Raw genomic sequence first — 20,775 nt, forward strand, 5'->3', positions numbered from 1 at the left:
ATCCGATCACTCCGGCGGCGCGCTCATCAGACACCCGGGGCCGACGCCCTTTGTCGCGGCCTTCTTCTTCGGGGTACACAGCGCACAGCGTGGCAGGCCCGGGCCGCCACATCCGTCAAGGTCAACGCGCAGGCCGGTCAACCAAGCGAGCTTGTGATGCAATGCCATGCGAAACCGCGCACGGTACGCGAACGCGGGTCGGATTGAACATGAAACCCTACAATATGACCGATGGCGCGGGTCACGGGAAATTTTCCGCCGAACGGCAGCCCCCGCAGGGTCGACTCCCCTTGCAATCTGCCGCGCCTTTGGGTCAGGTAGGGTGCAATTGTCACCAGCGGCCCCCGGACTCCCCGGCGGGCCGCCGTATTTCGTGGATACCGCCAATGGATAAGATACCCATGACCCGCAAGGGCCACTCCGATCTTGAAGCCGAGCTGAAGAACCTGAAGTCTGTTGAGCGCCCGGCCATCATAAGTGCCATCGCAGAAGCGCGCGAGCACGGTGATCTGTCCGAGAATGCCGAATATCATTCGGCCCGCGAAAAGCACTCGTTCATTGAAGGCCGGATCAAGGAACTCGAAGGCGTGCTGGGTCTGGCCGAGGTGATTGATCCATCAAAGATGTCCGGCGCGATCAAATTCGGCGCGACCGTCACTCTGGTGGACGAAGACACCGACGAAGAGAAAACCTGGCAGATTGTCGGCGAGCATGAGGCGAATGTCGAAAAAGGCTTGCTCAACATCAAATCGCCCATTGCGCGGGCGCTGATTGGCAAGGACGAAGGTGACAGCGTCGAGGTGCGCACGCCGGGCGGGCAAAAGGCCTATGAGGTGTTGAAAATCGTCTATGCCTGACAGGACCCCGTGATATGGCCGATGCCAGCGAACAAGACCCACAGACCGGCGCGGCGCATACGCGACCGACACCCTTGGGCATATATGATCGTCCCAAAACGCAGGTTATCTCCGGCATAGAGATCATCGCGATTGCGATCTCGGCCATCTGGCTCTTGGGTGCGGGGCTGTTTTTCCTGATGCTGCCCAGCGAGGCAACGGAGGGCGGCGAGGGCGCGGGCGCTTTGCGGTTCCTGATGACGATCATGGCCATATTCATGCCGATCGGGATGGTGTGGGTTGCGGCCTCTGCGGCGCGCGCTTCCAAAGTGATGCGCGAGGAAAGCCAGCGTCTGCAAGCCTCGCTGGATGCGATCAGGCATACCTATATCGCACAAAGCCAGAATGCCGCCACCGGGGTGGAGCCTGCCTCCGTTGCAAGGAAACTCGATGAAATCGCAGCCGCCACGCGCAAAACCGAAACGGTGCTGGCCACCTTTTCATCGCGGCGCGAACAAGAGCGGCAAACTCCGGCGCGCGCACCGGCCCCCGCGGCGGTTGATCAGCAACAGGCGCTTGCCCTTGGCACCCATGCCGAGGACCTTGCCCCGCCGCTGGACACGGCCGATTTCATCCGTGCGCTGAACTTCCCGGAAACCGCCGAGGATACGCAGGGCTTTGCGGCCTTGCGGCGCGCTTTGAAAGACCGCCCCTCTGCGCAGCTCATTCAGGCGGCACAGGATATCCTGACACTGCTCAGTCAGGACGGGATTTACATGGACGACCTGTTGCCCGACCGCGCACGCCCTGAAATCTGGCGTCATTTCGGACAGGGCGTCAGGGGTCGCCCCATCGCGCCGCTCGGAGGGATCAGGGATCGCTCCTCGCTCGCGCTCACATCCGGGCGCATGAAACAGGACCCGATTTTCCGCGATGCCGCGCATCATTTTTTGCGGCTGTTTGACAAGACATTCGCCGAATTCGAGAAACGCGCCGATGACAGTGATATTGTAGCCCTTGCAGAAACACGTACCGCGCGGGCATTCATGTTGCTGGGGCGCGTTGCCGGGACTTTCGACTGAGCAGGCTAGAGCGGCTAACGAAACACCTGACACATCGAATAACACGTAACGCGCTGAATTCTTTGATTTCAGGCAGCATTACGTGATCGCGGTTTTTCGCATGACGCTTTAAAGCCCGAAACTTCCAAACGGCATATAGCGGACCGGATCACCCGGTTTGATTGACGCTGCCTCCTGCGGCAACTCGACCAATCCTTCGGCCCATGACAAACCGGATATCCGGCCAGATCCTTCGGATGCAAACACTTCGGCCCGGCCCTGCCGGATGCGCGCGCGCAGAAACTCCGAGCGGCCCGGTTTCTTGTTCTTGCTGAACGCGGCGGGCACATCGAACCCCTGCGGTTCGGGCCACGCCTCCCCCGCAAGGCGCGCCAGAGAGGGGCGTGCAAAAATCAGCGCACACACCATGGCCGCCACCGGATTCCCCGGCAGACCAAACACCGGCACCCCGTCCCACATCCCCAAGGCCAGCGGGCGCCCCGGTTTGACCGCGATGCGCCACAGGCTCATGCTGCCTGCGTCATTCAGCAGGGCGGAGACATGATCTTCATCCCCTGCTGACGCGCCACCACTGGTGATAATCACGTCGGCCTCGCGCGCCGCGCGCGACAGCTGCTGCGCCAGCGCTTCCCTGTCATCCGGGACGATGCCGATATCAACCGGGATATGGCCCCAGACCCGCACCAGTTCGATCAGCATTGGACGATTGGCGTCATAGATCTGGCCCGCGCGAGCGGGTTGTCCGGCGTCGACCAGTTCCGCCCCGGTTGAGACGACCGCGACGCGCAACGGCGCGTAAGTCTCGACCGTTTGCACCCCGGTCGCGGCCAGCAAGGCCACATCTGCCGCCTTGATGCGCACACCAGAAGGCACTGCCACATCACCAGCCACCACGTCTTCGCCTGCTTTGCGGGTATTGGCCCCCTGCTTGATCGGGCCCTGAAAGGCCACCTGCCCGTCGCTGACGGTCACATCTTCCTGCAAGACAACCGTATCGACACCCTGTGGCAGGGCCGCCCCGGTCAGAACGCGCATCGCCTGGCCGGCGGGCAGGGTCGCGGGCGCATCACCAGCGGCTGCGCGCGTTTCAGCCAGCGGCATCCTGTGCAGGCCCTCTGCCCGCCCACCGGCAAAGCCATAGCCATCCACAGCCGTGTTGGGCAGGGGTGGGTTGCTGCGCTGCGCGATGCAATCGCGCGCGGTGACAAGCCCTGCGGCTTGCGCAATCGGTGTTTCTGATATGCCGGTCACAGGTGCGAGCCGAGTTTTCAACGCCTCCAGCGCTTCGGCAACCGGGGTCCAGTGCACGCCCGGTGGCAGCGCAAAACAGCTGTTGCTGAGGCGCGGCGGCAGCTTTGCCGCCTCTTTCAGCAGCGCCTCGTGGCCAAGTCCGAAAATCCACCCTTCCTCGGGCGCATCAACATCCAGCACCTCGGCCAACTGTTCCGGCGTCAGCGCGGATACCGTCCGCGCCACTTCCCGAACCTGCCAGGCGTCCTTGATCATATGCGCCGGGGCCGCCCCCAGGGTCAGGGATGGCCAGATTTCAATAAAAGCGACGTCGCTGGTCAGTGGTTCAAAAGGCCACACGCTTGCCCCGAACCGCCTGCGCAGGCGCGACAGCACCGGCAACACCATGAACACCTGCGAACCGACCGCCCCGGCCCCGGCCATCTGCCAGCAGGTAAAAGCCCCCTGCGCCCGTGTTTCAGCGCGGCGCCGATCCGGAAATGGGTTTTCGTACCCCGCTTTGGTGCGCGGCAGCCCCTCGATATCGCGCTGGAGTGCATTGGCCCAAAAGGGACCGGCACCACCGAATTTGCGGTTGATCTCACCGGCAATATCAAAGCGATTGTTGGACTGCGGGCTGTCCTCGATGCGATCCTCGAACCACTGCCAAACGGCGAAGGCATTATCCTGCCCGGTGAGCGCCTGCGCGAACCCTCTGGGATAGCCAAAGGGTAAATCAAACCCCACGATCGTTTTGCGCCCAGCGGTGGTTTCCCCCGTCAGAAATGCGGCGATCCAGTCCTCAGCCACCTGCCGGTTGCGCATATATCGTGGTTCTTCGGCGCGGCCGTCTCTCGCAACGCATAGCCAGATGGCGTCTTTTGTCGGTCGCGGCCCCCGGTCGTTGCCACCGGACCAATCCACCATCAGGACGGTGTCGAAGTTCATGCCAGCCCCACCTGCGACAGGATGAAATCCGCGATTTTTTCTGTGTCATTCAGATCAAAGACGGGGCGGTCCAAGTCCAACGGGACACCACTGGCAACGGCCTTGATGGTGGGATCATGCGCCGCGAGCAGCCCATTTCCGGTCTCGGCGCGAAAGGCTTCGACCTTGGCGTGCGCGTCGCGTTTATAGCCTTCGATCAACACCAGATCGACCGGTTGCAGCTTGGCCAACAGTGCATCGAGCGCAGGCTCGGCCTCATCGCGCAACTCATGCATCAGGGCAAAACGTTTGCGCGAAGACAGCAACACCTCGGTGGCCCCCGCGGACCGGTGGCGATAGCTGTCCTTGCCCGGTTGGTCGACATCAAACACGTGATGCGCGTGTTTGACGGTCGAAACTGTGAAACCACGCCCGCAAATCTCGGTCACGAGCCGTTCCATCAGCCCCGTCTTGCCCGCGTTTTTCCAGCCGACGACCCCGTAAACTCTCATAGCAAGCTCTCCGCGTGTTTCAGGTCTTCGGGTGTGTTGACGTTGAAGAAGGGATCAAAGGTCGTAACAGGGAACATGGCCTCGCGACCCTCATGCTGCTCTGTCCATAAAACCACTTTGCGCAAGCCCCCGCGCAACGCCTCGCGCAGATCGTCCCGCAAGGCCACGGGCCAGACGCCAAATGTCGGATGGCGCACGCGGCCCCGTTTCGCATCCGGTGTTGTGGCGAGCGCGAGGGGATGGCTCATGCCCTCACTGGCCAGCAGCAGGCGCGGCACCAGATCGCCCGGAAAAAACGGCGTGTCAGCCGCCGCTGTCACAATCATATCCGCGCCTTTCTCTGCAGCCCAATCAAGCCCGGCCAACACACCGGCAAGCGGCCCGGCAAAGCCATCAATACTGTCGGGCAGCACGGGTAAACCATACTGTGCAAAACGCGTCGCATCGCCATTGGCGTTCAGCGCCAGCCCCGCAACCTGAGGCTCCAGACGCTCAATCACATGCGACAGGAGGGTGCCACCCCCAAGGCCCAGCAGCCCCTTGTCGCCCCCGCCCATACGTGTCGATTGCCCACCGGCGAGGATCACACCCAAAGGTTGCTTCACATCGCCCCCTTGCGTCCGGCGCGACGCGGTTCCTGCGCAACATCATCGGGGTTTGCATCCCGGATCAGGCGGTCTTCGCCGCTCAGACAGATAAACCGCTGCCCCTTCATCCGGCCGATCAGCGTCAGGCCCACTTCGCGCGCGATCTCGACCCCCCAGGCCGTAAACCCGGAGCGCGAAGCCAGCACAGGGATGCCCATCATCGCCGTTTTGATGACCATTTCAGACGTCAGACGCCCCGTCGTATAGAGCAGCTTGTCCGCCGCCTGCACCTTTTCAGACAGCATCCAGCCTGCAATCTTGTCCACAGCATTGTGGCGGCCCACATCCTCCATATAGACCAGCGGGCGCGCCTCGTGACACAGCACCGTGCCATGGATCGCACCGGCCTCAAGGTAAAGCGAAGGCGTGCGGTTGATCCGCGCGCTCAACGCATAAAGCCAAGAAGTGCGCACAGATGTCGCGGGCAGGCGCACATCCTGCAACCCTTCCATCATGTCGCCAAACACCGTGCCCACCGCGCAGCCACTGGTGCGGGTTTTCTTGCGCATTTTCTCTTCGTAATCGGTCTTGCGGGCGGTGCGAACAATCACCGTTTCGAGCTCTTCGTCATACTCAACGCCGGTGATATCATCGTCATCGCTGAGCATGCCCTGATTGCGTAAAAAACCCAGCGCCAGATAGTCCGGATAATCCCCGATGGTCATGGCCGTCACGACTTCCTGCGCGTTCAGGAAAATCGTCAACGGCCGTTCCTCGACCACATTTGTGGCGACCTCTGCGCCGGTGTGATCGGTGCCCATGACGGCACGCGTGAGCCGCGCCGCAGATGGGTCGGGCGCGATGAGGTAATCGCCCGTATCTTCAAGTCTGGCCAATTGCATCCCCCCCCACACTGATGTAGCTGTCCGCACACCCTATATAAAAGCATCCAATGTCCTTCACCACAGCGAAAACACCCGACTTGCATTCCGTCTTCTGGCGCGGGTTCCGCGGTGGCACACCGTTTGTTTTCGTGGTCGGACCCTTTGCCGTGCTCTTTGGTGTGCTGGCGACAGAGGCGGGGCTCAATATACTGGAAACGCTGGCCTTTTCGGTTGTGGTCATTGCCGGGGCGGCGCAGTTCACCGCGCTGCAACTGATGGCGGAAGAGGCCCCGACGATTATCGTTCTCGCATCCGCTCTGGCGGTGAATTTGCGCATGGCGATGTACTCGGCATCGCTGACCCCCTATCTGGGTGCAGCACCTTTGTGGAAACGGGCCTTTCTCGCCTATTTTATCCTCGATCAGTCCTATGCCTGCGCCACGGTCGAGTATGAAGCCAAACCGCAGATGACCCTGCCCGAACGGCTGGCGTATTTCTTCGGCTGCGTCGCCCCAGTGGTGCCGGCGTGGTATGTCTGCACCTATATCGGGGCTGTGATCGGCACGCAGGTCCCGGACAGTTGGGCGCTGGATTTCGCACTGCCGATTACGTTTCTCGCCCTGATGGCGCCGATGCTCAGAACCCCCGCGCATCTGGTGGCAGCTTTTGTGTCCATCCTCGTCAGCCTGCTTGCGGCGGGGTTGCCCTATTCGATGGGACTGCTGGTCGCCGGGGTGCTTGCGATGATGGCAGGCGCACAGGCCGAAGTCCTCTTTGATCGCCGGAAGCAAGCGCAATGATCGACAAAAGTGATTTGTGGATCGTGATCATCGGCCTTGGCGTCGGCAGCTATTTCCTGCGCTTTGCCTTCATCGGGCTGGTCGGGTCGCGGCACATGCCACCCTGGCTGCTGCGACACCTGCGCTACACGGCCGTGGCGATCCTGCCTGCTCTGGTCGCGCCGCTGATCGTCTGGCCAGCGGCCACAGATGGCACGCTGGACCCTGCACGGCTGGCGGCGGCGGTGGTGACGCTCACGATCGGTCTGATCACGCGCAACGTGTTTGGTGCCATATTCGCCGGAGCCGTGACGCTTTATGCATTGCTATATCTCCTGGGCTGAGGCGCGTCAGATCGGGGCGGCGTTGATCCCGTCCAGCACATCGCCTGCATCGTTTTCATAGTATTTTGATGTCTCGACATCGTCCCGCTTGTCAATTTGGTCCATCAGATTGACCGGAAAGAACGTCACGGAAATCTCTTCGAACCCCGGCACTTGGCGCAGGATTGACGAGGTCGCATTGGCGCAAAACGCACTGCCCACGTCGCCGTTGGATTGCACCAACGCAAGGGCGCGTTCTGCCTGTTCCGGTGTGACTTCAATCTCTTGCGATACCACGTGATAGGTGTCGCGCGCATGCGCACTTTTGTAGGCCGCCACCCAACCCGGCGACATGCCATAAAGCACATCGCCCCGCTGCTTGATCCGTTCATGTTCGAATGATCCGGCCGGGTCAAAGATGACCTGCTGGCTGCCCGACACCATCAGTGCAGAGTGACCGCCGCTGCCGGTTCGGTTGTTCACCACGGTAAAGACGGTCAGTTTCGGCGCACCGCGCGGCACATATGCCACCGCCTGCGCCTCCTCAACAGTGGCGTCGTTAAAACTACCGCCAGCGCAGCCTGCCAAAATCAGAAGAAGTGTCGCGACGCAGGTCAGGCGCGTCAAACGTGTCACGCCGCTCAAGTGATGAAGATCGCCATCCAGATAATCAGCACGATGATTGCGATAACCGTCCGCATGGACCAGCGCATGAAGCCATCAAAGGTTTTCTCTTGCGCTTCGATGTCCATCTCGCCGTGTTTGTGTTCTGCCATTGCCGCAGTCCTTTGTTTCTTTTGAATTTCGCGTTGGACACCAGCCGTACTGGATTCGCCCCCTCATGTCACGCGGTCAGCGCCTACCTGCGCGGAAAAATCACAGCCATGGTGGTTTCCGTGCCCTGCCCGCATCGATACGCGTGACGGTGCACTTCAGCTCTGCTTGTCCAGTTCCTGCGCCAGCCGAAAACCGATGCGGTTGGGTTCTTTCTTCTCCGCCGGTTTGGGCAGCGCACGCAGCATGACGTTCAGCTGGCTGACATGCTGCACCATCTGTGTCTTGGCACCGGCGCCATCTACACCATAAAACGTCACGATATCCGGCGCGAAATACCCCATGCCCTCAATCCGCAAAACCCCGGCATCCCCGCCGGTAAAGCCCATTGCGACTTCATGTGAGTTATCAAGTTGTTCTTCGAAGTTCTTGAGATAAAGTATAATTCTTTCATAGGCCCATTGGGCTGGCGACTTTTCCACAGCAGGTTTTTCGGTCATCGCCCTAGGCAGGGGTTTGGCACAGGCATTTGAAGCTTCAGGGTCGGCATGGACCTCATGCAGCCCCGCAAGCGCGGCCGCCTCCAATGCTTCGGCTGCGGTGGTGATGCGGTCGTCCATCTCTTACTCCTTGCGCTGATACACCCACGCACCATCGCCGCGCCGGGTTCGCGTCGCAAGCCCGGATTGGTAAAGGTGGCTGAGGTGCGCGACCGCCTCCACCAGCGCCAGACCATATTCACCATCCCCGATGCTGCGCTTGAACAGTGGCGCAAAACACTCGCCCGCGGCCTTTGGCGTGTCGATAAAGGCCAGCAATCTGTGCAGCGCGCCATGATGGTTGTCGATCAGTTGCGACAGGCGCATCGGCAACCCGGTGAAGGGCAGCTTGTGCCCGCCGAGAACAAGATGATCAGGTCGCGCAATCCCGGCGAAACGCTCGCAGCTTTCGAGCCAGTCGCCGATCGGGTCGGCCATCGGTTCAGTGGCATAGACCCCGATATTCGGACTGATCGACGGTAAGATCTGATCGCCCGCAATCACCAGATTGTCGTCCCGGCTCCAGAAGGTGGCGTGTTCAGGCGCATGGCCATTCCCGATGTGGATGTCCCAGTGACGCCCACCAAATTCGATCACATCGCCCTGTTTCAGGCGTGTAAACCCCAGGGGCATCGGGGCCACGACATCCGCAAAGTTGAACGGGCGCTCCACCCGGCGCCGCGCCAGAACCTCCGGGTCCATCCCGGCGCTTTGATAAAAGGCAATGCTCTCATCCGAAGGCACGGCCTGTTCATCCAGCGTGAGCATGCGCGAAAACAGCCATGCGGTCCGCGTGGTCAGCAGTTCAGCCCCAAATTCGGATTGCAGCCACCCCGCAAGACCGACGTGATCAGGGTGATGATGCGTGACGATCACGCGCGTGATCGGCTTGCCTTGCAAGGGGCCATCCATCAGGGTGCGCCAGATCGCCTTGGTGCGCCGGGAGGCAAAACCGGTATCCACCACCGTCCAGCTGTCGCCGTCATCCAGCGCGTAGATGTTTACATGGTCCAGCTTCATCGGCAGCGGCAGGCGCATCCAGAGCACACCGGGCGCAACCTGCGTCGCCATCCCCTCTTGCGGCGGATTTTCCCACGGATACCGCAGGCCCTGGGGGGTGTGATCTTTCATCAGGCTGCCAATTCTTCCAAGCTCAGACCGAACAGGTCCTCCGCGCCAATCTGCGCCTGCGCCAGCAGGGCCGTATGCTCCGGTAATAGACGCCGGATGTAGAGACGTGCAAGCGCCTCTCGCGGCCCACCGGGTGCGGCAAGCGCTGCTTTGAGGTGCAAATAGCCCCCCAGAACCCGTGCAAAGGCACGCAGATAGCATGTCGCTCCGGCAAAACGCGCGTTCATATCCCGTTCGGACACCAGCCACTCGGTGCTTTCACGCAGGCTTTCGGAGGCCTGCCAGACCGCTTCGGCAAGCTCCGGCAGGGTGGTTTTTGCATGCTCCGCGCAGGCTTCGATTTCATCCAGCAGACGGTGTGCCGCCTCGCCATTGTCGGCCATCTTGCGCGCAACAAGGTCCATGGCCTGAATACCGTTGGTGCCCTCATAAATCGCGGTCACCCGCACGTCGCGGCTGTACTGTGCCGCCCCGGTTTCTTCGACAAATCCCATGCCGCCATGCACCTGAATGCCCGCATCCGCGACGGCAATCCCGGTATCACTGCCAAAGGCTTTGGCGATGGGCGTCAGCAAGGCGGCGCGCGCCTGCCAGTCGGCGCTGCCTGTTGCATGCGCCATGTCGATCGCCACCGCACAACTCAGCCCAATGGCGCGCGCGGCGTAGATATCCGCCTTCATCGTGCCCAGCATCCGGCGCACATCCGCATGATCCACGATGGCGCTCTTGCCCTGTTTGCGCTCGCGCGCATAGCTCAGCGCGTGTTGATAGGCGGCCTCGGCCACGCCGGTTCCCTGCCCGCCCACGCCAAGACGCGCATTGTTCATCATCGTGAACATCGCCGCCATGCCGCCTTCTTTCGCACCCACAAGCCAGCCGGTCGCCCCGTCATATTGCATCACAGCCGTGGGCGATCCATGCAGACCGAGCTTGTGCTCCAGGCTCACCACCTTGACCGTGTTCTGCGCGCCCAGCGTGCCATCCGCGTTCGGAATGAACTTGGGCACCAGAAACAGGCTGATCCCCTTGGTGCCCGCCGGTGCATCGGGCAGACGCGCCAGCACAAGGTGGCAGATGTTGTCCGCAACGTCGTGATCGCCCCAGCTGATATAGATTTTCTGCCCCGTCACCGCATAGGTGCCATCGCCGTTGGGCTGCGCCTTTGAAGACAACGCACCAACATCCGAGCCCGCCTGTGGTTCAGTCAGGTTCATGGTCGCGGTCCACTCGCCCGCGATCAGCTTGGGCAGGTAAAGCGCCTTGATCTCGTCGCTGGCATGATGCTCCAGCGCTTCGATCTGACCCTGTGCCATCAGCGGTGCGATCTGCAACGACAAACACGCACCACTCATCATCTCGTTCACAGCACTGGTCACCGCCATCGGCAGGGCCATGCCGCCAAACTCGGGATCAGCAGCCATGCCAACCCACCCCCCTTGGGCGATGGCTTTCCACGCCGCATCAAAGCCGGGCGGCGTTCTGACCACACCGTTTTCAAGCCGCGCTGGATTCACATCGCCGACGCGTTGCAGGGGGGCGAGCACCTCGTCGCACAGCTTGCCTGCCTCCACCAGAACAGCCTGCGTGACATCCGGGGAGGCTGCCTCAAACATCGACGTGGCGGATACTTCATCAAATCCGACCACATTGTTCAGCAGGAAAGAAAATTCATCGACGGGCGCGCGAAAAGGCATTGCGGGGTCTCCTCAAACGTACTGCTGCCTTGGCAAGAGGCAGCACAGCTTATAAAGCGTCGCTACAGCATGGGCCGCCCGGTCCGGCACAGCAATAGAAACGCGGCGTCACAGGATTTGATGAAGACGACAGAGCCAACATGTCTGACGCCAACGCCGGATGGTATCGCGCAAGCAGCCGATCTGTTGCGCACCGGCGCGCTGGTCGCCTTTCCAACGGAAACGGTGTACGGCCTTGGCGCGGATGCGCGCAACGGGCGCGCTGTCGCCACTGTTTTCGAAGCCAAGGGCAGGCCAAGTTTCAACCCGCTGATCGTGCATGTGCATGACGCAACGCAGGCCCGGCGGTTCTGCCACTGGTCTGACAGCGCCGAGAAACTGGCCACGGCCTTCTGGCCCGGCCCGGTGAGCCTTGTGCTGCCGCTGCGTGAGGAGCACGGTCTGTCCTCCCTCGTGACTGCCGGGCTGCCCACGGTTGCTCTGCGGGTGCCCGCGCATCCCGCCGCGCGCGCCTTGTTGCGGGCCTTTGACGGCCCTGTTGCCGCGCCCTCTGCGAACCCGTCTGGGAAAATCAGTCCCACGACCGCGCGGCATGTGGCCGAAGGTCTGGGCACCAAGGTAGCGGCAATTCTGGATGACGGGCCTTGCAGCGTGGGGCTGGAAAGCACCATCGTCGGTCTTGATGCCGCCCCCTGTTTGCTGCGACCCGGCGGATTGCCCGCCGAAGAGATCGAGCGTGTGCTGGGGCAAACGCTGTCCCGTGCGACCGAGGGCAAGATATCTGCACCCGGACAACTGGTGTCTCACTACGCACCCGACGGGCACGTTCGCCTGAATGCAACAAGCGCGCAGGCGGGCGAGGTTTTGCTGGGATTTGGTCACATGGACTGCGATCTCAACCTGTCCCGCGACGGGGATCTGACCGAAGCGGCCAGCGCTCTTTTTGAGAGCCTGCACCAGTTGGACGCCACGGGAAAGGCCATTGCCGTGGCCCCGATCCCGCAGCATGGGCTTGGTGCCGCCATCAATGACCGTTTACGCCGCGCGGCGGCTCCGCGCCCTTGACCCCAGAGTTCAGGCGTGCCCTGCCGCCGGGCTCAGGTTGATGGGATCGACCCCAAGGCTGTGCAATGCCTCGGACCATTTGCGCGCCGCAGGCAGATCGAACACGAGGTCACTGGTGGCGTTGGTGGTCAACCATCCGTTCTGGGCAATTTCATTTTCCAATTGCCCCCCGCCCCACCCGGCATAACCAAGCATCATCAAGGCCTGCGCAGGCCCGCGGCCGTCAGCGATCTCTTCGAGAATATCGAGCGTCGCGGTCATGCCGAATGCACCATCGACGATCAGCGTGTTCAGGCTGGACGCGTAATCCGTTGAATGCAGGACAAAACCGCGCCCGGTCTCAACCGGTCCGCCAAAATGCACGACCATCTCCCGCGTTTTTTGAGAGGACAGGATATCGAGCTGGTCCAGAACATCGCTGATGCGGATTTCAGGAGTGGGTTTGTTGATGATCAGCCCCATCGCGCCCTTGGCTGAATGCGCGCAAATGAGAATGACCGCGTTTTGAAAACGCGGATCGCCCATCGAAGGCATCGCAACAAGCAGTTTACCTTCCAGATTCAAATGCTGTCCTTTGCAACATGTAGACCCTCTGCCCTTCAAGATGGCGCGCCCATGGGCGTGGCGCAAGACCAAAGAGGGCAAGTCCCGCGAAACATCGCTGACCCGAACGTGACTTGGCTTTTTGTTGCCAGTACCCCATAGAATAAGGCATGACGCGAAACCTATCCATTCTTGCTCTGTCCGTGCTGCTTGCCAGCGCTGCATCTGCACAGGACCGCTTTGAAACCCCGATAACGGCCGAGGTCCTGCCGGGCTGGGTTCAATCGGATGGCAGCCGCATGGCCGCCCTGCGCCTGACGCTGGCACCGGGGTGGAAGACCTATTGGCGCGCACCGGGGGATGCGGGCATTCCGCCGCGTTTCGACTGGTCATATTCACGCAACCTCGAAGCGGTGGGGATTTCGTGGCCGACCCCAAAGGTGTTTGACCAGAACGGCATGCGCTCGGTCGGCTATGACAACACGCTGGTCATCCCTTTGCGTATCGAACCCAAGCACAACAACCAACCGGTCAGCCTGAATGCGAGGATGGAGCTTGGCATATGTTCCGACATCTGCATCCCGCATGAGCTGGAACTGAGTGGCGAAATCCCCGGGGATACGCCCAACCCCACGCCCGCCATCGCGGCGGCGCTGGCACAACAACCCTACAGCGCGAGCGAAGCGGGTGTGCGCGCCACGGAATGCAGCATCAGCCCCACATCAGACGGGCTGCAGATCGAGGCGCGGGTGACCATGCCATCGGCGGGGGATCCCGAATACATTGTGATTGAACCCGGACCGGGCGATATCTGGGTCAGCGAGGCCAAGACCAAGCGCCGCGGCGGGACCATCGTGGCCACATCCGATATGGTGAACGTGAACGGTGGACCGATCGCGCTGGACCGATCCGCCATCCGGATTACCGTTCTCGGTTCGAAATATGCGGTTGATATCCGCGGTTGCGCCGGCGGCTAGGCGTCCAGCGGACCTTTGAGGCGCAACCGCAGCGCCAGCACGACATAGCCGAGCAGCGCCAGCAGACCCGCCCCTGCGATGAACAGCGCCAGCGCACCGAGCATCGCGTTGCCCTCTGCCTCAAAGCCGAACATCTCGCGTAGGGGGGCGTAGATTTCCCCCTGCCACCACGCCCAGCCAAGCGTCACCGCCAACCACAGCGCGATCCCGGACCAGAGCGCATAGAACCCGACGCGCATGGGCGAGGACACCGCGCGCCGCGTCGCGGTGAGTTGGCGGGCAAAATCATGCTGCACCGCGATCAAGGCGGGCACCACCAGAAGCACCAGCAGCATCCCGAACCCGAGGCCATAGACCAGCGTGATCACCGTCGGTTTGAGGAACTGCGCTTGCTGGCTGGTCTCATAAAGCAGCGGCATCATGCCAAGCACCGTTGTCAGCGTGGTCAGCAATACAGGTCGCAGGCGATCCGCAGCCCCGTCAATGATGGACGGGATCAGCCCGCGATCCTGCGCGTATTCGTCGATCGTCGTGACCAGAACGATTGAATCGTTGATGATGATCCCGGTCATGCCCAACAAACCCACGACCGTGAACATACTGAGGGGGACGTCCCACACCCAATGGCCGTAAATCGCCCCGACGAGGCCAAAGGGGATGATGGCCATGACGACGATGGGCCGCGTCCAACTGGCAAAAACCCAGGCCAGCACAAGGTATATCCCCGTCAGACAGAGGATCAGCCCGGTAAAGGCGTCGCTGAGAAAGGAGTTCTCTTCCTCGGCAAGCCCGGCCATCTGCCAGTCCAATTGGTAGGTGCTGGCGATGTCGGGCAGGATTTCCTCGCGCAACGCTGTCTCGATTTCAGTGGCGCGCACCGGATCATCTTCCGAGATGTCTCCCGTGACCGAGATGACACGCAACCCGTTTTCACGCCGCACGGAGTTGAACGCGGTGCGCCGCTCCACACTGACGATATCCGCAAGCAGCACATAGGCCCCCGTCGGGCTGCGCAACTGGGTGCGTTCGAGAAAATCAGCCGTCAACTCGCCCTCGGGCAGTTCAACGCGGATCTCTGCACTGCGCGGCCCTTCGGGATAGGTCGCCGCTTCGATACCGCCGAGGCGATTGCGCAAACTGCGGCCCAGATCATCAATCTTGAAGCCCAGTGCCTGCCCTTGCGGCGTCAGATCGAGGATCAATTCCTCCTTGTCATAGGCCAGCGTGTCTTCGAGCGCGCTGACCTCAGGATAGCGCAGCAGGGCGTCCTGCAAGGCCAAACCGGCCGCCTTGAGTTGATCCGTTTCCGCCCCGTAAAGGCGCACGTTCAGCGAATCGCCACCCGGCCCTGACCGCCCCCCACGGAATGCCACCGTTTCGACAAGCGGGTGGTTTTCGACCCGTTCCTGCAGATCCGCCACAAATGCGAAACTGGAATAGGGGCGCAATTCGGCATCAATCAGTTCGATTGCGATCCCGCCCAGCAGGTCCTTGTCTTTTGAGCCAGACCCGCTCAACCCGCGCCCGGTGTGCCCGCCCACCACAGACAGAACATAGGCAACCGGGCTTGCGCCGTAGCGTTCCTCGTATTCGGCGGCAAGCTCGTTGGTCGCGCGCTGCATCATGCGCATCATCTCCATCGAATCCTCGCGCGTCGCCCCCTCCACCATCGCAAAGTTGCCAGAGACTGATCCGCGTTCCGGCGCGTTGAAAAACCGCCATTGCACGTCGCCGCGCACGAACAACGCCACCTGACTGGCCAAAATCGCAACCACCCCCGCCAGCACCACATACCGTGCCGCAATGACGCCGGCGATGAAGGGGCGGAACAGGGTTTCGCGGATGTGGCGAAACCCTTTATTGACTTGCCGACTGGGCCAGTCATACCAGCGCTCCTTGGCCTTGGCAGCCAGCGCATGGGCCATGTGGTTGGGCAGGATCAAGAAGCATTCAATCAGCGAGGCGATCAACACGGCGATCACCGTCAGCGGAATGTCCTGAATCAACGTGCCGAAACGTCCGCCCACTGCCATCAGGCCGAAAAAGGCGATGACGGTCGTGAGCGTGGCCGCCAATACGGGCATCGCCATGCGGCGCGCGGCATTTTCGGCGGCCTGCATCGGGGGTTCATTCAGGTGCCGCGCCCGATGATCCGCATGCTCACCTACGACGATGGCGTCATCAACCACGATACCCAGCGTGATGATCAGTCCGAACAGCGATATCATGTTCAGCGTCAAACCGGCGGCATACATGATCGCAATCGCCGCCATCATCGCCACCGGGATGCCTGCCGCGACCCAAAACGCGGTGCGCGCATTCAGAAAGAGAAACAGCAGACAGACAACCAGCGCCAGCCCGGTCAATCCGTTCTCAACCAGAATGCTCAACCGGCTTGAGATCGCCTCAGCCCGGGTGCGCACAAGATCCACCGTGACCCCTTCGGGCAGTGTCGATTGCAGCTCTTCCGCGACGCGTTCAACGGTGCGCTGGATTTCGATGGCATCACCTTGCGCCGATCTGTTCACGCGCAGCGACACCGCAGGATTGTCACCGACAAAATAGCTTTGCCCCCGGTCAGACCCCTGCCGCGATATCGTCGCCACATCCCCGATGGTCAGCTTGGAGCCATCAGCGTTGGAGCGTAAAACAATCGCTGCAATCTGCTCAGGATCCCGTTTTTCAGAACCCGTCGTCACGCGTGCATTCGCACCCGACACATCGCCAGCGGGGTCGGTATCCACCTCCGCGCGAATGGCGGCAGCGATGTCCGCCATGGTGATGTCATTGGCGATCAGTTCAACCGAAGGCACCTCCACCAGCGTTTGTGGTGCTGCCACGCCCTGCAGGCTCGTCCGTGTCACACCCGCCGCAAAGAGACGCACCACCATCTCATCGGCAAAGTTCGCCAGTTGATCCGGCCCAACCGGCCCGGTGATGACAACATCGGTTACCCGGTCCGTCCACGACCGTTGGAACACGTTTGGCTCTTCCATTTCGCTGGGGAAGCCATCAATCCCGTCCACCGCGTTCTGCACATCCGCGAGCGCGCGGATCATGTCCCAGTCAGGTGCGAAAGTGACGCGCGTTGACGCCCAGCCTTCGCCCGTGAAAGAAATCGTACCTTCCACGCCATCCAGCGTCAGAACCGCCGGTTCAAGCAGTTGCAGGATGGCGCGGTCCATGTCCTCGGCGCTGGCATTGTCCCAGTTTATATTGACCCTCACCTCTTCGAGCACCACGTCCGGGAAGAACTGCGTGCGCATGTTCGGGATCGCCGCCAGACCGCAGACAAGCAACAGAACAAACAACAGGTTTGCCAGCGTGCGATGGCGCGTGAAATAGGACAGAAGACCGCCTGCCGACGACGGGATCTGGCGCGCCACCGGCTAGCCTCCCATCCGGCTTTCGAGGCGCGCGACCATATGCGCCGGAACCTCCTGCTGTGACAGTTGAGCCAGCACTTGCGCTTTGTCCGCCTCTGGCATCTGGGTATCGTTCTGCACGAATGCGACCAGCCGCGCGCGACGATCCGCGCTCAGGTCCAGAAGCGCGGGCATCGCACGTGCCTCTTCGGCGTCAGAGCGCAAGGGACGCACGGCAATACCCGCCCCCAACAGTGGCGAGCGTTCACGCACGACCTCTCGCCCTGCCAGCCCCTCGGCACGCACCAGCACATCATCGCCCTGACGACGCACGAGTTGCACATCGACTGCGTCCAGCCGATCGTTCTGCCCCAGCACAAGAACCTCTCCACCCGACCCGACCGCCGAGGCCGGCAGGCGGATCACGTCCTCCAGCATGGGCTCCTGAACGAGAACGGTAACGAAATCCCCCGGACGAAATCCGGGGGCCGCCCCCAGCCGGGCAAAAACCAGACGCCCGGTCTGTGCCTCGCCCGTGTCCCCGCTGACCCGATTGATCCGGCCCGTCGCAGTCAGATCAGAGCCGTTGGCGTCCAGCCGTACCGCAACGGGCGCATCAATCAGGACGCCCTGTTCATCCAGCAGCCGCGCATATTGGGTCGTGGACACACGGAAAGCGACCTCAAGATCGCTAGGGTCAATCAGATCGGCCAGCCGCTCGTTTGCAGCGACCAAACCACCTTCCACAGCGGCGGTGTTGCTCAATGTGCCGCTGAAGGGCGCATCGACAACCGTATCCGCAAGGTTACGCGCGGCCTCGGCAAGGGCAATTTCCGCGCGTGCAACCCGGGTTGCAGCCTGATCGATGCGGGCCTGTGCCTGTGCTACGGCCTGCCTGCGTGCAATGACGACGGCCTCAGCCGCCGCCGATGCCAGTTCCGCGGTTTCAACCGATGCGGCCGAGCCCACGCCGCGCGCGGCCAGATCGACCTGACGCGCAAGCGCCTGTTCGCGCAGCACCGCTTGTTGTTGTGCGGCGCGTTCTTCCTGCTGGGCCAGATCAAGCCCTCGGTCCGCATCGCGCACCTCCGCTTTTGCGTCGGCCAGATCGGCTGCCAGACGGTCGTAGGCCGACTGCATATCCGCCGGATCAATCGACACGATCACCTCTCCGGCGGTGACGCTGCCCCCTTCGGCAAATGCGGGTGACAGGTTGATAATCCGCCCCGAAATCGCTGCCCGCAACTCCAGCCTGCGCCGGGAGTTGACCTCCCCAAAAGTTTCAAGGACTGGGGTTTGCGCCCCCTCCACAGCGGTGATGAGGTTGACCACGAACACACGTTCCCGCACCTCGGGCGGCGCACGCTCGCTGCTCAGACTGGATTGCACCGCATCGCTGACCAATTGCGCCGCGTAAACTAGCAGGCCCAGCGCCACTGACGCAAGGAACAGGCCGATCATGCTTTGCCGCAGGAAGCGCATTGCACTCCAATCCTTTGAATACCCTCAAATGTATCGGAAAACGTAGCGCATCGCCAGTTAATACCAACCCCTGACCAAACGTCGGATATGCCGATTATTTACGTCTTTGGTGCTCGTCGAGCCGTGGCAGGATTTCGACAAAGTTGCAGGGCCTGTGCCGGTAATCCAGTTGGCGCGCCAGAATTTCATCCCAGGCGTCCTTGCAAGCACCCGGACTGCCCGGCAGCGCAAAGAGATAGGTGCCCAAAGCCACCCCTGCCGTAGCACGGCTTTGTACCGCGCTGGTGCCGATTTTCTGCATAGATACCATCGTGAAAACCGTGCCAAAGGCATCGATTTCCTTTTCATAGACATCGCGGTGCGCCTCCACCGTGACATCGCGCCCCGTCAGCCCCGTGCCACCTGTCGAAATCACCACATCGATGCTGGTATCCTCGCACCATATGCGCAATTGGTCGGCAATCTGATCGCGTTCATCCGGTAAAATGCGCCGGTCCGCCAACTCGTGCCCGGCGTCCAGAAGGCGCTGGACCAGAACGTCACCCGATTTATCCTGCGATAGATCACGCGTGTCCGACACCGTCAAAACCGCGATGCGGATGGCGATGAAGTCCTTGGAGGGGTCAATGCGGCTCATGTCAACTTATCTCCAGAATGGCCAGACGCGCAGCGAGCGCGGAAAAAATACCTGCGGTGACAACGTCCAGCCATCGGCTGCGTTGTTTGAAGCGTTGCGCCAGAGCATCGGCGGAAGCGCCAACGATGCCGTTTATGATGAAACCACCAACGGCCATGACGCCGCCGAATACCATGAACTGGGCCAGCACGGACCCGGCCTCGGGCGTGACGAACTGCGGCACGAAGGCAAGCACGAACAGGATCACCTTCGGGTTGGCCAGATTGATCAACAGGCCGCCGCGAAAAGCATGCCCGGAGCCCGGCAGCGCACTTGGCTCTGCCCCGGGGTGCGCGCGCAAAGCCTGAAGCGCGAGCCAGACCAGATAGGCCACCCCGACCCAGCGGATGATATCAAACGCCACGGGCCAGGCCGTCAAAAGTGCGCTCAGCCCCGCACCGGCGATAAAGACATGGATCAACCCGCCCAGAGCAATCCCGGCGCTGGCAGCCCAAGCCGCGCGCGCACCGTTACGCACGCCCTGCGCGAGGCAAAACATCATGTCGGCCCCCGGTGTGAGGTTCAACGCCAGCGCCGCAGGCACGAAAGCAAGCAGGGTGAGCGGTTCAACCATTGTGCAAACGCGCCTGCAGGCTTAGCAAATCCGCCCATGCCTCTCGTTTGGCAGCCGTGTTGCGCAACAGATAAGCGGGGTGAAACATCGGCAATGCGGGCACGCCAAAGGCCTCGACCCACTGCCCGCGCAACCGGGTGATGCCGCGTTTACCCAGCAAGGCCTGCGCCGAAACATTGCCCATGATGACCAGCACCTCAGGTTTTGCCAAAGCGATATGGCGTTCGACAAACGGGCGCATCATGGCGATTTCATCCGAACTGGGGTCCCGGTTCTGTGGCGGGCGCCACGGCACGACATTGGTGATATAGACCGGGTCGCTTTGGCGATCGCGCCCCATGTCGATCGCCGCCAGCATACGGTCGAGCAGCTGCCCGGCGCGTCCGACAAAGGGACGCCCCTGCAAGTCTTCCTCGCGCCCCGGCGCCTCGCCGATGACCATGACCCTTGCACCTGCCACCCCGTCGCTAAACACCAGATTGCGCGCCCCGCGCTTAAGATCACAATGCTCAAACCCCGCCAGTGCCGCGCGCAACTGATCAAGGTCCTGCGCCGCGAATGCTGCTTTACGCGCGGCATCGACCGGATCGGTCTTTTCCGCAGCCCTTGCGGCAGCCGGCGCAACAGTTGTCTGCGCAGCCTTCTGTTTTGGCTGGATTTTGTCGGGCAAATCGTACCGGTTGACGGGCGTTTCACCAATCGCCTCGGTCGCCCCGAGTTCAATTTGCCAATCCAGCAAAGCCAACGCATGATGAAAGTCGGATGATTCCATGAGCGTATTCTACGCGCCCCATC

The 20,775-nt window shown here is 61.7% G+C and carries 21 protein-coding genes; 6 read left to right on the forward strand and 15 right to left on the reverse strand.

Features of this window, described 5'->3' with window-relative positions:
- Nucleotides 1-386: 386 nt before the first annotated feature.
- Both greA and RD1_RS15635 read left to right on the forward strand, forming a co-directional pair.
- On the forward strand, nt 387-857 hold the full coding sequence (gene greA, locus RD1_RS15630; protein WP_044033199.1) for a transcription elongation factor GreA: 471 nt from the start codon (nt 387-389) through the stop codon (nt 855-857).
- 14 nt (nt 858-871) lie between these two features.
- Nucleotides 872-1,918 (forward strand): hypothetical protein, encoded by a 1,047-nt coding sequence (locus tag RD1_RS15635; protein WP_011569513.1) that lies wholly within the window; start codon nt 872-874, stop codon nt 1,916-1,918.
- Nucleotides 1,919-2,026: 108 nt separating this feature from the next.
- Here RD1_RS15635 and glp read toward each other — a convergent pair whose 3' ends face one another.
- From glp to RD1_RS15655, 4 genes are read right to left on the reverse strand one after another with little or no spacing between them, the layout of a single operon-like run.
- Nucleotides 2,027-4,096, reverse strand: coding sequence for a molybdopterin-binding protein (gene glp / locus RD1_RS15640; protein WP_011569514.1), 2,070 nt, complete (start codon nt 4,094-4,096; stop codon nt 2,027-2,029).
- Nucleotides 4,093-4,587: a molybdopterin-guanine dinucleotide biosynthesis protein B gene (mobB, locus tag RD1_RS15645; protein WP_011569515.1), complete on the reverse strand. Its 495-nt coding sequence runs from the start codon at nt 4,585-4,587 to the stop codon at nt 4,093-4,095. Before mobB ends, glp begins: the two co-directional genes overlap by 4 nt.
- Nucleotides 4,584-5,192 (reverse strand): molybdenum cofactor guanylyltransferase MobA, encoded by a 609-nt coding sequence (gene mobA, locus RD1_RS15650; RefSeq protein ID WP_011569516.1) that lies wholly within the window; start codon nt 5,190-5,192, stop codon nt 4,584-4,586. Before mobA ends, mobB begins: the two co-directional genes overlap by 4 nt.
- The gene (locus tag RD1_RS15655; RefSeq protein ID WP_011569517.1) at nt 5,189-6,076 is read right to left on the reverse strand and encodes a formate dehydrogenase accessory sulfurtransferase FdhD; all 888 of its coding nucleotides are present in this window, start codon (nt 6,074-6,076) and stop codon (nt 5,189-5,191) included. Before RD1_RS15655 ends, mobA begins: the two co-directional genes overlap by 4 nt.
- A gap of 50 nt (nt 6,077-6,126) precedes the next feature.
- Here RD1_RS15655 and RD1_RS15660 point away from each other — a divergent pair, with 50 nt between their 5' ends.
- Together RD1_RS15660 and RD1_RS15665 are read left to right on the forward strand one after the other, a co-directional pair.
- Entirely contained in the window at nt 6,127-6,858 is a 732-nt protein-coding gene (locus RD1_RS15660; protein ID WP_011569518.1) for an AzlC family ABC transporter permease, read from the forward strand.
- Nucleotides 6,855-7,181: an AzlD domain-containing protein gene (locus RD1_RS15665; protein WP_011569519.1), complete on the forward strand. Its 327-nt coding sequence runs from the start codon at nt 6,855-6,857 to the stop codon at nt 7,179-7,181. The genes RD1_RS15660 and RD1_RS15665 overlap by 4 nt, the downstream gene beginning before the upstream one ends.
- Nucleotides 7,182-7,187: 6 nt before the next feature.
- Here RD1_RS15665 and RD1_RS15670 read toward each other — a convergent pair whose 3' ends face one another.
- The 5 genes from RD1_RS15670 to RD1_RS15690 form a co-directional block, all read right to left on the reverse strand.
- The gene (locus RD1_RS15670; RefSeq protein WP_081432942.1) at nt 7,188-7,796 is read right to left on the reverse strand and encodes a hypothetical protein; all 609 of its coding nucleotides are present in this window, start codon (nt 7,794-7,796) and stop codon (nt 7,188-7,190) included.
- Between the two features lie 5 nt (nt 7,797-7,801).
- Entirely contained in the window at nt 7,802-7,936 is a 135-nt protein-coding gene (locus RD1_RS15675; protein WP_011569521.1) for an aa3-type cytochrome c oxidase subunit IV, read from the reverse strand.
- Between the two features lie 156 nt (nt 7,937-8,092).
- Nucleotides 8,093-8,554: a DUF6173 family protein gene (locus RD1_RS15680; protein ID WP_011569522.1), complete on the reverse strand. Its 462-nt coding sequence runs from the start codon at nt 8,552-8,554 to the stop codon at nt 8,093-8,095.
- 3 nt (nt 8,555-8,557) lie between these two features.
- Nucleotides 8,558-9,604 (reverse strand): MBL fold metallo-hydrolase, encoded by a 1,047-nt coding sequence (locus tag RD1_RS15685; RefSeq protein ID WP_011569523.1) that lies wholly within the window; start codon nt 9,602-9,604, stop codon nt 8,558-8,560.
- Nucleotides 9,604-11,298: an acyl-CoA dehydrogenase gene (locus RD1_RS15690; RefSeq protein WP_011569524.1), complete on the reverse strand. Its 1,695-nt coding sequence runs from the start codon at nt 11,296-11,298 to the stop codon at nt 9,604-9,606. The genes RD1_RS15685 and RD1_RS15690 overlap by 1 nt, the downstream gene beginning before the upstream one ends.
- Nucleotides 11,299-11,418: 120 nt before the next feature.
- On the opposite strand from RD1_RS15690, the gene RD1_RS15695 reads away from it, so the two are divergent.
- A complete protein-coding gene (locus RD1_RS15695; protein ID WP_011569525.1) occupies nt 11,419-12,363 on the forward strand; it encodes an L-threonylcarbamoyladenylate synthase in 945 nt (314 codons plus the stop codon).
- Nucleotides 12,364-12,372: 9 nt separating this feature from the next.
- Here RD1_RS15695 and RD1_RS15700 read toward each other — a convergent pair whose 3' ends face one another.
- Nucleotides 12,373-12,927: a YqgE/AlgH family protein gene (locus RD1_RS15700; RefSeq protein ID WP_011569526.1), complete on the reverse strand. Its 555-nt coding sequence runs from the start codon at nt 12,925-12,927 to the stop codon at nt 12,373-12,375.
- A gap of 149 nt (nt 12,928-13,076) precedes the next feature.
- Here RD1_RS15700 and RD1_RS15705 point away from each other — a divergent pair, with 149 nt between their 5' ends.
- Nucleotides 13,077-13,883 carry a protein-disulfide reductase DsbD domain-containing protein gene (locus RD1_RS15705; protein ID WP_011569527.1) on the forward strand — a complete coding sequence of 269 codons (807 nt, stop codon included), beginning with the start codon at nt 13,077-13,079 and terminating at the stop codon, nt 13,881-13,883.
- Here RD1_RS15705 and RD1_RS15710 read toward each other — a convergent pair.
- The 5 genes from RD1_RS15710 to RD1_RS15730 all read right to left on the reverse strand — a co-directional run bounded on the left by RD1_RS15710 (nt 13,880) and on the right by RD1_RS15730 (nt 20,752).
- Nucleotides 13,880-17,269 (reverse strand): efflux RND transporter permease subunit, encoded by a 3,390-nt coding sequence (locus tag RD1_RS15710; RefSeq protein ID WP_011569528.1) that lies wholly within the window; start codon nt 17,267-17,269, stop codon nt 13,880-13,882. The genes RD1_RS15705 and RD1_RS15710 overlap by 4 nt on opposite strands.
- 3 nt (nt 17,270-17,272) lie before the next feature.
- Nucleotides 17,273-18,730, reverse strand: a complete 1,458-nt coding sequence (locus tag RD1_RS15715) for an efflux RND transporter periplasmic adaptor subunit (protein ID WP_011569529.1) — start codon at nt 18,728-18,730, stop codon at nt 17,273-17,275.
- A 94-nt stretch (nt 18,731-18,824) separates the two neighbouring features.
- The gene (gene moaB / locus RD1_RS15720) at nt 18,825-19,367 is read right to left on the reverse strand and encodes a molybdenum cofactor biosynthesis protein B (RefSeq protein ID WP_011569530.1); all 543 of its coding nucleotides are present in this window, start codon (nt 19,365-19,367) and stop codon (nt 18,825-18,827) included.
- A 1-nt stretch (nt 19,368) separates the two neighbouring features.
- Nucleotides 19,369-19,980: a LysE family translocator gene (locus RD1_RS15725; RefSeq protein WP_011569531.1), complete on the reverse strand. Its 612-nt coding sequence runs from the start codon at nt 19,978-19,980 to the stop codon at nt 19,369-19,371.
- Nucleotides 19,973-20,752: a uracil-DNA glycosylase gene (locus RD1_RS15730; protein WP_011569532.1), complete on the reverse strand. Its 780-nt coding sequence runs from the start codon at nt 20,750-20,752 to the stop codon at nt 19,973-19,975. The genes RD1_RS15725 and RD1_RS15730 overlap by 8 nt, the downstream gene beginning before the upstream one ends.
- Nucleotides 20,753-20,775 lie beyond the last annotated feature (23 nt).

Source organism: Roseobacter denitrificans OCh 114, from assembly GCF_000014045.1.
Taxonomy (GTDB): domain Bacteria; phylum Pseudomonadota; class Alphaproteobacteria; order Rhodobacterales; family Rhodobacteraceae; genus Roseobacter; species Roseobacter denitrificans.

Coding starts and splice junctions, on each gene's coding strand:
- greA (WP_044033199.1), top strand. CDS start 387: ATGGATAAGATACCCATGACCCGCAAGGGCCACTCCGATCTTGAAGCC.
- RD1_RS15635 (WP_011569513.1), top strand. CDS start 872: ATGGCCGATGCCAGCGAACAAGACCCACAGACCGGCGCGGCGCATACG.
- glp (WP_011569514.1), bottom strand. CDS start 4,096: ATGAACTTCGACACCGTCCTGATGGTGGATTGGTCCGGTGGCAACGAC.
- mobB (WP_011569515.1), bottom strand. CDS start 4,587: ATGAGAGTTTACGGGGTCGTCGGCTGGAAAAACGCGGGCAAGACGGGG.
- RD1_RS15655 (WP_011569517.1), bottom strand. CDS start 6,076: ATGCAATTGGCCAGACTTGAAGATACGGGCGATTACCTCATCGCGCCC.
- RD1_RS15660 (WP_011569518.1), top strand. CDS start 6,127: ATGTCCTTCACCACAGCGAAAACACCCGACTTGCATTCCGTCTTCTGG.
- RD1_RS15665 (WP_011569519.1), top strand. CDS start 6,855: ATGATCGACAAAAGTGATTTGTGGATCGTGATCATCGGCCTTGGCGTC.
- RD1_RS15675 (WP_011569521.1), bottom strand. CDS start 7,936: ATGGCAGAACACAAACACGGCGAGATGGACATCGAAGCGCAAGAGAAA.
- RD1_RS15680 (WP_011569522.1), bottom strand. CDS start 8,554: ATGGACGACCGCATCACCACCGCAGCCGAAGCATTGGAGGCGGCCGCG.
- RD1_RS15685 (WP_011569523.1), bottom strand. CDS start 9,604: ATGAAAGATCACACCCCCCAGGGCCTGCGGTATCCGTGGGAAAATCCG.
- RD1_RS15690 (WP_011569524.1), bottom strand. CDS start 11,298: ATGCCTTTTCGCGCGCCCGTCGATGAATTTTCTTTCCTGCTGAACAAT.
- RD1_RS15695 (WP_011569525.1), top strand. CDS start 11,419: ATGAAGACGACAGAGCCAACATGTCTGACGCCAACGCCGGATGGTATC.
- RD1_RS15705 (WP_011569527.1), top strand. CDS start 13,077: ATGACGCGAAACCTATCCATTCTTGCTCTGTCCGTGCTGCTTGCCAGC.
- RD1_RS15715 (WP_011569529.1), bottom strand. CDS start 18,730: ATGCGCTTCCTGCGGCAAAGCATGATCGGCCTGTTCCTTGCGTCAGTG.
- moaB (WP_011569530.1), bottom strand. CDS start 19,367: ATGAGCCGCATTGACCCCTCCAAGGACTTCATCGCCATCCGCATCGCG.
- RD1_RS15725 (WP_011569531.1), bottom strand. CDS start 19,980: ATGGTTGAACCGCTCACCCTGCTTGCTTTCGTGCCTGCGGCGCTGGCG.
- RD1_RS15730 (WP_011569532.1), bottom strand. CDS start 20,752: ATGGAATCATCCGACTTTCATCATGCGTTGGCTTTGCTGGATTGGCAA.